Origin of the sequence: Marinobacter sp. (assembly GCF_041595835.1) — a bacterium.
Taxonomy (GTDB): domain Bacteria; phylum Pseudomonadota; class Gammaproteobacteria; order Pseudomonadales; family Oleiphilaceae; genus Marinobacter.
The window spans coordinates 1-9,276 of sequence record NZ_JBFHJO010000068.1; the positions used below are offsets into that span (position 1 = coordinate 1).

General features: G+C 53.4%; 9 protein-coding genes. 7 read left to right on the forward strand and 2 right to left on the reverse strand.

Going from position 1 to position 9,276, the window contains the following annotated elements:
• The coding region (locus ABYA77_RS14000) for a hypothetical protein (RefSeq protein WP_372966583.1) at window positions 1–505 on the reverse strand (505 nt) is incomplete at its 3' end.
• Window positions 502–1,179, reverse strand: a complete 678-nt coding sequence (locus ABYA77_RS14005) for a response regulator transcription factor (protein WP_372966584.1) — start codon at window positions 1,177–1,179, stop codon at window positions 502–504. The genes ABYA77_RS14000 and ABYA77_RS14005, both read right to left, overlap by 4 nt.
• 550 nt (window positions 1,180–1,729) lie before the next feature.
• Here ABYA77_RS14005 and ABYA77_RS14010 point away from each other — a divergent pair.
• From ABYA77_RS14010 to ABYA77_RS14040, 7 genes are all read left to right on the forward strand, one after another.
• On the forward strand, window positions 1,730–1,903 hold the full coding sequence (locus ABYA77_RS14010) for a MarR family transcriptional regulator (RefSeq protein ID WP_372966585.1): 174 nt from the start codon (window positions 1,730–1,732) through the stop codon (window positions 1,901–1,903).
• A 30-nt stretch (window positions 1,904–1,933) separates the two neighbouring features.
• Window positions 1,934–2,071: a hypothetical protein gene (locus tag ABYA77_RS14015; RefSeq protein WP_372966586.1), complete on the forward strand. Its 138-nt coding sequence runs from the start codon at window positions 1,934–1,936 to the stop codon at window positions 2,069–2,071.
• Window positions 2,072–2,211: 140 nt separating this feature from the next.
• Window positions 2,212–3,438 carry an efflux RND transporter periplasmic adaptor subunit gene (locus ABYA77_RS14020; RefSeq protein WP_372966587.1) on the forward strand — a complete coding sequence of 409 codons (1,227 nt, stop codon included), beginning with the start codon at window positions 2,212–2,214 and terminating at the stop codon, window positions 3,436–3,438.
• Window positions 3,439–3,447: 9 nt separating this feature from the next.
• Entirely contained in the window at window positions 3,448–6,603 is a 3,156-nt protein-coding gene (locus ABYA77_RS14025; protein ID WP_372966588.1) for an efflux RND transporter permease subunit, read from the forward strand.
• Window positions 6,600–8,009, forward strand: coding sequence for an efflux transporter outer membrane subunit (locus ABYA77_RS14030; protein WP_372966589.1), 1,410 nt, complete (start codon window positions 6,600–6,602; stop codon window positions 8,007–8,009). The genes ABYA77_RS14025 and ABYA77_RS14030 overlap by 4 nt, the downstream gene beginning before the upstream one ends.
• A 298-nt stretch (window positions 8,010–8,307) precedes the next feature.
• Window positions 8,308–8,862, forward strand: coding sequence for a TetR/AcrR family transcriptional regulator (locus tag ABYA77_RS14035; RefSeq protein ID WP_372966590.1), 555 nt, complete (start codon window positions 8,308–8,310; stop codon window positions 8,860–8,862).
• Between the two features lie 60 nt (window positions 8,863–8,922).
• Window positions 8,923–9,276 (forward strand): hypothetical protein (locus tag ABYA77_RS14040; protein ID WP_372966591.1); only part of this gene is annotated, 354 nt, incomplete at its 3' end.

Below are 9,276 nucleotides of genomic sequence, written 5' to 3' on the forward strand. Positions count from 1 at the left end.
ACCAGAGTGTTCCCCCCAGAATCGCTGCTATCAGGGCACTGATGGCGATCAAAATATTTCTACTTTTTGCAACATTACGAGCAATCAGAGGTGGAGATGTGGATATGGATCCGTGTCGAGTGACAAAGAAGGATTCGTTTTTATCCTGATACCGATAAACAAAATAAGTGAAATCCGGGGGACCGAACCATTTGCTACGATCTGCTTTTATTATTAAACCGGGTCCAGAAGGAGGGGCACTAAAGACATTCTGAATCGCCTGGGGAATGTGGTCCCAATTTTCGGCAATCTGGTAGGCTCTGAAATTGTCCAACGGGGTCCGTTCGGCTGGCGGTACCAACTCAACATAACTGCGGGCGACCTCTTCCATATTGCTGGCTGTGATATTGCGCATTCCCAGTAGATAATAATAGCTACTGAGCATGGAATAGCCGCTGACCAGCACCACTGCGAGCAAGATAAAGGCCAGGGCAACAAACAGTTTCAGGCTGATTTGCTGCTTCATGAAGAAAAATGCTCTCTTATTGAGAAACCGTGCCCGGGGACGGTATGTAACAAGGGGCTGGAAAACGGGGCATCGATGGCTTGGCGCAGATGGAATATATGCACTTTCAGACTATTGCTGTCGGGGATATCATCTCCCCAGACGGCCTCTTCCAACTGCTGCCTGGAGACCACTTCGGGGGATGCCTGCAGCAACGCTTCCAGGAGTCGCCAGCCTATTGGCGATAATTTTAATAGGATGCCACCTCTGGTGACGGTTTTATCACTGAGATTCATCTCAAGATCAGCACAGGACAATTTCCGTACCTGCCCGCTACGCCTGCGCGCCAAGGCTTCCAGTCGCACCACCAGTTCTTCCAGGGCAAAGGGTTTCACCAGATAATCATCCGTTCCGGCCTTAAAACCCGCGATCTTGTCATCCAGGCCGTCCCGGGAGGTCAGCATCAGGATCGGCGTGGTATCGCCAGAGTCTCGGAGTTGCTCACACAAGCTCAGGCCGTCAAGACGAGGCAGGTTGATATCAAGCAACAGCACCTGATAGCCACCCGCCTTTGCCAACTGGAGTCCGGCCATGCCGTTAGAACCATGGTCACAGCGTATGCCTTCCAGCTCCAAATACTGGACGACCGTCTCTGCGAGATCGAAATCATCTTCGACCAGAAGTACGTTTAACATATCTGTTGTTGCCCTTTTTCAGGAAAATACCACTGTTTACCGCCCGTCAATCCCTTTGCCACATCAGTATAAACCATTATAAACGCGGGTATCAGTAACAGAAGAACCAAAACCACAACCATTATGTCGTAGGCCAGTGATACTGTCTCCGAACAGGTCCATGGTACATTAATCGGTGAATGCTTTCAATCTGCCAGCAAGAACCTTGTAAAAAACAACCTGATTTTTCAGCTGAGCAAGTTTTAGCGTTCTAAATGTCGGAGACCATGAGATCAAGTCACGACATTTGCAACTAGGAGCCTGTCGGGCTTGAAGCATTTTGGGCAAAAACTAGTCAAAAACGAGCACGGGGTACCCTTCGCCGAAAATGAAATCCCATAACAGAGGATTTATGGACGTCGATTTTCTTGAAAACGAGAAAGTCCGACAGGTACTTGATTGCACTGGTTAATTGTCTTAGTATACTAACCATTGGTTGAGTCATCTTTTGTTTGCCCGAAAATACAATTTTCATTTGCATCTCCACTTCGCACATCTTCTCGATAAGCGCTTGCGTACCCGGCTAGCACCACTCGGCATTCATCCTCGGCAGGACCGTATTCTCAGTCTTCTCGGAATGATGGAGCAGGCATCTCAAATAAAATTGGCTCGAAAATTTGGATTGACAGCTGCCAGCATGAGCACCATGACATCCCGCTTGTTGGCAACAGGTCTTATCGAGTGATATGTCGACGCACAGGAGCTCCGCAATCATGTGCTCAAGCTCACTCGACATGGGAACAGCCAGTTCGAACAAATTCATCAGGAATGGCAAAAGATCGACCGTGAGTGTAGCGAAGTCATCGGTGAAGAGAACACCGCCCAATTCGCCGCTTTTGCCTTGCAACTATGAAACACATTTGGTAGTTCAACACCGGGCGATAAGTGTCTGGATAAAGACGCTGTTGCGTCAACCACGTCCCGGAAGAAAACGTAAATAGACAACCTATGCTGCAGCCTGAATCAGCGCCCACAGACACAGAGGAAGACATCATGCAAAAATCTCCCTGCACCTCCCATGTGTGCCCCCGTCCAGGTCGGATATTGCTAAACACGATCATACTGGCAGCACTGGCGTTGCCGCTAGCTGCCTGCAATCAGGAATCAGCTCCGGCTCCTGAGGAAGCGCCATTAGTGGAGGTCGTGGCCTATACTGTCGAGAGCACCCAGGTGCCTGTTTCAAGCGAGTTGACCGGACGCGTGGTCGCCGCTGTCACCGCTGAGATCCGGCCGCAGACCGGTGGCATTGTACGCAAGCGCTTGTTTACAGAGGGCAGTGAAGTCAAAGCAGGACAAGTGCTGTATGAGATCGACCCGACGTCTGCACGGACTTCCGTCAGAGATGCTGAAGCAACGCTTTCCAGCGCAAAGGTGGCCCTCGCCAGTGCCAAGGCCAAGGCGGCGCGTTATCGCGAACTGGTCAATATCGAGGCGGTAAGTCAGGAGAGCGCTGAAGAAGCCGAAGCTGCCTACAAACAGGCGATCTCGGCGGTTGTCTCTGCCGAGGCCAATCTGGAAGCTGCCAGAATTTCCTTGTCTTACGCGAATGTCACTTCACCCATCAATGGCCGCATAGGACGCTCCAGTGTGAGCGAGGGTGCACTGGTCACTGCCAACCAGACTACCGCACTCGTCACCGTGCAGCAGCTGGATCCTGTCTACCTGGATGCAACGCAATCGGCTACTGAATTCCTGCGTATTCGCCAGCAATTTGAACAAGGTAAGGTCAAACTGGAGAATGGCCGTCCCGTGGTACGACTGGTCAAGGATGACGGGAGTCTTTATGGCCCGATTGGAAGGCTGGAATTGGATGATGCCAGCGTGGATGAGACAACTGGCACGGTGACCGTACGCGCACAGTTCCCGAACCCGAATAACGAATTGATTCCTGGAATGTATGGGAAAATAAGAGTCGAAGGCGCGGTCATGCAGAAAGCACTGGTGGTGCCGCAGGTGGCCATCAGCCGCGATGTGAAAGGAAATGGGCTGGCCTATGTGATTGATGAGAACAACACCATCGAAGAACGAACCTTAACCACAGGTCAGGCACTGGGTGATCAATGGATCGTGGAAAGCGGATTGAAGGCGGGCGAACGTGTTGTCGTGGAAGGTCTGCAGAAGATTCGAGTCGGCTCGGTGGTGAGCGTCGCTAAAGAAACGGAAGAGGCGCCTGCCTCTACTTCCACCTCAGAGGCCTTAGCGCCTCCGGTTTCGGAGTGATCAAACATCATGTCTCAATTTTTCATTAATCGCCCTATCTTCGCCTGGGTGCTGGCCATCGGTACGATGCTCGCCGGTGTGATGGCCATCCGTTCGATGGCCGTGTCGCGCTACCCGACCATTTCGCCCCCCACCGTTTCTGTCAGCGCAACTTACACCGGTGCATCCGCCACTGCGGTGGAGGAATCCGTTACGCAGGTCATTGAGGAAAATCTCACGGGACTGGATGGACTGCGCTACATATCCAGCTCGTCCAATTCGTCCGGTTCATCCAGCGTGCAGCTGACGTTCGAGATCGGCACCGATCCGGATACCGCACAAGTGCAAGTCCAGAACAAAGTGCAGCAAATCACGTCGACACTGCCGACATCGGTGCAGACGCAAGGCGTGACGGTCACCAAATCGGGCGACGAGGTGCTGATGGTGCTGGGCCTGGTGTCCAGCGATGACAGCCTGACTTCGGCAGACCTGGGAGACTATGTCGCCTCCAACCTGAAAACACCGCTCAGTCGCGTTGCGGGCGTTGGAAGCGTCGGAGTGCTGGGCTCCCAGTACGCCATGCGCATCTGGCTCGACCCGGCAAAACTGACAAAATACAAACTTACCCCCGCTGATATCAGCAGCGCAATAGCGGCACAGAACACTCAGGTCTCCTCAGGTCAGCTCGGCTCCTTGCCCGCTGTCGAAGGACAACAGCTCAACGCCACCATCACCGCGCAAAGTCGCCTGCAAACCGCTGAGCAGTTTCGCAACATCATTCTCGTGACCAGCACAAGCTCGGCCACCGTTCGTTTGTCCGATGTGGCCGATGTCGAATTGGGCAGTGCCAGTTACGACGTTAAAGCCACCTATAATGGCCAGCCAGCCGCCGGTATCAGAATCATGCTCTCAACGGGAGCCAATGCGACTGAAACTGCAGCGGCAGTCAACGCCGAAGTGGAAAAGTTGTCAGCATCCCTGTCAGCCGGCATGAAGGTGGTCACCACCTACGACACCACCCCGTTCATCGAGGCATCCATTGAAAGCGTGATTCAGACCATGATCGAAGCCGTGGTGCTGGTGTTTGTGGTCATGTTCCTGTTCCTGCAGAATTGGCGCGCAACATTGATTCCAACGCTCGCCGTGCCTGTGGTTCTGCTGGGTACATTCGCACTGCTCTCGGCTTTTGGCTACAGCATCAACACCCTGACCATGTTCGCTATGGTGCTGGCGATCGGCTTGCTGGTGGATGACGCCATTGTTGTCGTGGAAAACGTCGAGCGCGTCATGGCCGAAGAAGGCCTCTCTCCATTGGAGGCAACGCGTCAATCCATGCGCCAGATCTCCGGGGCGCTGATTGGCGTTGGCCTGGTGCTCTCGGCCGTTTTCCTGCCCATGGCGTTCTTCGGTGGTACGACTGGGGTCATCTATCGTCAGTTTTCCATCACCATTGTGTCAGCCATGACGCTTTCGGTATTGGTGGCATTGATCTTCACACCAGCGCTTTGTGCCACCTTGCTCAAGCCAACGCCGGCAGGGGGACACTTGTCAAATAAAGTGTTTGGTGGTTTCAACCGCCTGGTGGAGCGTACGACGAAAGGCTACGAGACAAGTGTCGCTCATGTGCTCAAGCGCGGGGGACGCTTCGTGTTGCTGTACACCCTGTTAAGCCTCGTACTGGTTATGCTTTTCATGCGTCTACCCACCTCTTTTGTGCCTGATGAAGATCAGGGCGTATTGATGGTAAGCCTGGAGCTGCCTGCAGGTGCCACCCAAGAGCGTACCAACAAAGTCATTAAACAAGTCGAGCAGCATTTCCTCGAAAACGAGAAAGACACGGTGGTCTCTACTTTTCTAGTGGCAGGTTTTGGACTGAGCAACAGCGGCCAGAATGTGGGTTTGGGCTTCATACGACTGAAAGACTGGTCCGAACGTTCAGATTCCTCGCAAAGTGCCACCACTATTCAGGGCCGTGCCATGGCTGCGCTTGGACAGATCAAGGATGCACGGATTTTTGCGCTGGCACCTGCATCAATTCCCGGTTTAGGCTCCACCGGCGGCTTTACAATGGAGCTGTTGGATCCAAACGCTCAGGGCACCGAAAAACTGACAGCCGCGGCCAATTCACTGGTGACCGCCGCCAACAGAAATCCACAGTTGCAAGGTGTACGTATCAGTATCTCCGCCGAAACAGCGCAATATGTGCTGGATGTCGACAATGCCAAAGCCGGTGCACTGGGTGTATCGGTGAGCGATCTCAACAGCGTGTTGTCTACCGCCTGGGGTGGTAGCTACGTCAACGACTTTATTGACCGGGGCAAAGTCAAAAAGGTGTATGTGCAAGCCCGCGCCAATGCTCGCATGCTGCCCGAGGATTTGAACAAATGGAGTGTGCGCAACAACAATGGGGATATGGTCCCGTTTTCGGCTTTCACCACGGGCAGATGGACAACGGGTTCGCCCACGCTCTCACGTTTTGACGGCGACTCCTCCATTCAAATACAAGGCGATGCTGCCGCTGGCGTAAGCTCAGGAACCGCCATCGCCATAATGGAACAGCTGGCAGAGGAATACGCTGAGGGCTTTAGTGTGGCCTGGAGCGGCTTGTCCTACGAAGAGCAGCAGGCAGGGTCCAACGCCAGTACCTTGTATCTGTTCTCCTTGTTGGTGGTGTTCCTGTGTCTGGCCGCACTGTACGAGAGCTGGTCGGTACCGCTGTCGGTGTTGCTGATACTTCCTGTCGGCGTGCTGGGTACCGTGCTGGCCACGCAGATACGCGGACTGGAGAACGATGTGTACTTTCAGGTTGGCCTGCTGACGGTCCTCGGACTGACCGCCAAGAATGCCATTCTTATCGTTGAATTTGCCAAGGCAGCAGTGGATGAGGGGCAGGAAGTTGTCGCCGCCACACTGCATGCCTGTCGCCAGAGACTGCGTCCCATCGTCATGACATCGATGGCCTTCGGCTTGGGTGTTTTACTGCTGGTCATCAGCTCTGGCGCAGGCTCAGGCAGCCAGCACGCAGTAGGCACAGGCGTCATCGGCGGGGTGATCTCCGCCACCTTGTTGGGCATCTTTCTGATCCCACTACTCTATGTACTGGTCCATAAACTGTTCACGCGGAACAGGACCAACCTATCAACAAGTGATCCTGTATCCAACTCAACACCCCAGGAGGCGCCATGAACCTCTTTCGCCTCACACTGCTGAGTGTCGCCCTTAGCGTCACCTTGACGGGTTGCGTCAACTTCGCACCTGAGTATATCCAGCCGTTAGCGCCTGTTGCTGCAACATGGCCAACGACACAAGTCGGTGATTCAGATGCAATCCCTGTGGATGAAATCGGATGGAAGGAATTCTACGGTGACGAACGCCTGCGTCAGCTCATCGAGTTGGCACTGAACAACAACCGCAGCCTGCGACAGAGCGCTCTTGCTGTCGAGTCAGCCCGTGCTCAGTTTCAAATCACCCGTGCTGATACGCTGCCGACAGTCAATGCCGCCGGGAGCAGTAGCGCGCTACACTCTGATGGCAAGACCACTCGCGCCTACAGCGCGACTCTGGGTATCAGTGCTTTCGAACTGGACTTCTTTGGACGTCTCAACAATCTGCGCGATCAGGCGTTGGAGACCTATCTCTCCTACGAAGAATCACTCCGTTCCATGCGTATCACACTGGTCGCAGAAGTTGCCACAGCCTACTTTACACTGGCGGCAGATCAACAAAGCCTGCGCTTGGCAGAAAGCACACTCGAAAGCCAACAGAAATCGCTGGACCTGACGCTGAAAACCTTCGACATCGGCACCGCGTCGGGGCTGGAAGTGGCCACCGCTCAAACCAGCGTTGATACAGCGCGCGCTGACATTGCTATCTACCGAACGCAAGTGGCACAGGATCTCAACGCATTGACGCTGCTTGTCGGTCAGCCCATAGAACAGGCATTGGTCACAGACTCCGGCACCCGTGTCAACAATCCACTTGCGCCATTGGTCCACTCTATTGGTCCGGTGGCGGACGCGCCATCCGAATTGCTGCAGCGTCGCCCCGACGTGCTAGCTGCAGAACGCACCTTGCGCGCGGCACACGCCGATATCGGTGCTGCTCGCGCGGCGCGCTTTCCAAGTATCACCCTGACCACCAGTGTCGGTACCTCCAGTAGCCAGTTGTCTGACCTGTTTGGCGGCGGCTCCGGTCTGTGGAGTTTCATTCCCTCAGTGTCTGTGCCCATTTTTGACGGCGGCTCTCGAAAAGCGACGGTGCGCGTTGCCGAAGTCGGGCGTGATACTGCTTTGGCAGAATACGAGTACACCATTCAAACAGCTTTCCGGGAAGTCTCAGACGCCCTGAGCGAGCAGAGCAATATGCAGGAACTGTTGGCAGCACGCCAATCACTGCTGAAGGCAAATGAGAAAATCTACCGCTTGACCGAAGCAAGCTATCGCCAGGGTCTTGAAAGCTCGTTGTCAGTTCTGACGGCACAACGCTCCTATTACACCGCACAGCAAAACATGATTGCAGCGCGATTGGCGGAAGCCACTAATTGGGTCACCCTCTACCGTGTGTTGGGCGGGGGATGGCAGCCTTGGGAATAACCGCAAAGGCAAAATCGATAATCCACAACGACGGCGGCAGCATCCTCAAGGAGGACGAAGCCGCTTACATATCCGATTTTACCCGCAAAACAGGGCCTCTAAGGGGTATTTGACGCCTATTTTTTTGAACAAACCCTCATAATAACGACAACTTATTGAGGTCCGACCCCTTTACGTCCTTCGTTCGTTTGCCCCCTTTACGTCCGAAATAAATATTATTTCAAGGTTGACTAAATGCATCCTTCCTGAGTAGACTGACTAAACAGTCGGTTTTTTCACGGTAGGAGCAGTATATAGCATGAGCAAACGAGAACAAATTTTAGAGACAGCACTGGAACTCTTCACTGAGCACGGTTTCCGGGGCACTTCTACGGCAGAAATCTCCAAACAGGCTGGAGTTGCCACCGGCACCCTCTTTCATCACTTCAAGAGCAAGGAAGAGTTGATTGAGGAGTTGTACCTCGGCGCCAAGACCGACCTCGCGGACTACCTTCAAGCAGCCTGCACCGACGCAAATGGGATGGAAGAAAAGATCAAACGGCTCTGGTTTGCCTATGTGAATTGGGCTATTAGCCATGAAAGTCAGTACCGATTCTTCAAACATTGTGAGGCCTCCCCTTACATCGGCGAATCGGTCCGAGAGAAAGGAGTGGCCAAATTTGCTTTCTTCATTGAGGATTTCTCGGCCCTTGTAAGCGAGAGAGGCGATAAAGTTTCAGGCATGACATTGCTCGATATCTTTGCAGGCGCAATGGATGGTTTCATCCGTCACCTGTTAAACAATCCAGAAACAAAGACTGACAAGCCGCTATGGGACATCGCCTTCAGTCTCTGCTGGAAGATCCTCGGGTAAAAATTTTTGTCCTCACACTAGACTGATTAGTCGGTCTGCCAGTAAAAGTGGGAAACCAACATGAAAAGGGTATCCAAAATGATATTGCCCCTGATTTTTTTACTGATCGGCACTGCATTGCTTTTTGCCTTGAACGCTCCGCAGATCGGTGCAGCAAGTAAGCATGATCGCATTGTCAGATCCGCCAATTATCGTGACAGCAAATTTCACAACAATGTCACTACCACTATGAAGATGCTTACCCCCGAGATGTGGGAAGCGACCAAAGAGCAGCTTTTGGGTGAGCAGGAGCGGGTTCCGACAGCTCAGATTCCGTCACTGCCGGTCGACCCCGCCGCAATTGGCAAGGCCACCGATACAAGAGTGACCTGGCTCGGTCATTCGACCCTATTGATTGAAGTCGACGGGCAGGTG

Coding starts and splice junctions, on each gene's coding strand:
- ABYA77_RS14030 (WP_372966589.1), top strand. CDS start 6,600: ATGAACCTCTTTCGCCTCACACTGCTGAGTGTCGCCCTTAGCGTCACC.
- ABYA77_RS14035 (WP_372966590.1), top strand. CDS start 8,308: ATGAGCAAACGAGAACAAATTTTAGAGACAGCACTGGAACTCTTCACT.
- ABYA77_RS14020 (WP_372966587.1), top strand. CDS start 2,212: ATGCAAAAATCTCCCTGCACCTCCCATGTGTGCCCCCGTCCAGGTCGG.
- ABYA77_RS14005 (WP_372966584.1), bottom strand. CDS start 1,179: ATGTTAAACGTACTTCTGGTCGAAGATGATTTCGATCTCGCAGAGACG.
- ABYA77_RS14025 (WP_372966588.1), top strand. CDS start 3,448: ATGTCTCAATTTTTCATTAATCGCCCTATCTTCGCCTGGGTGCTGGCC.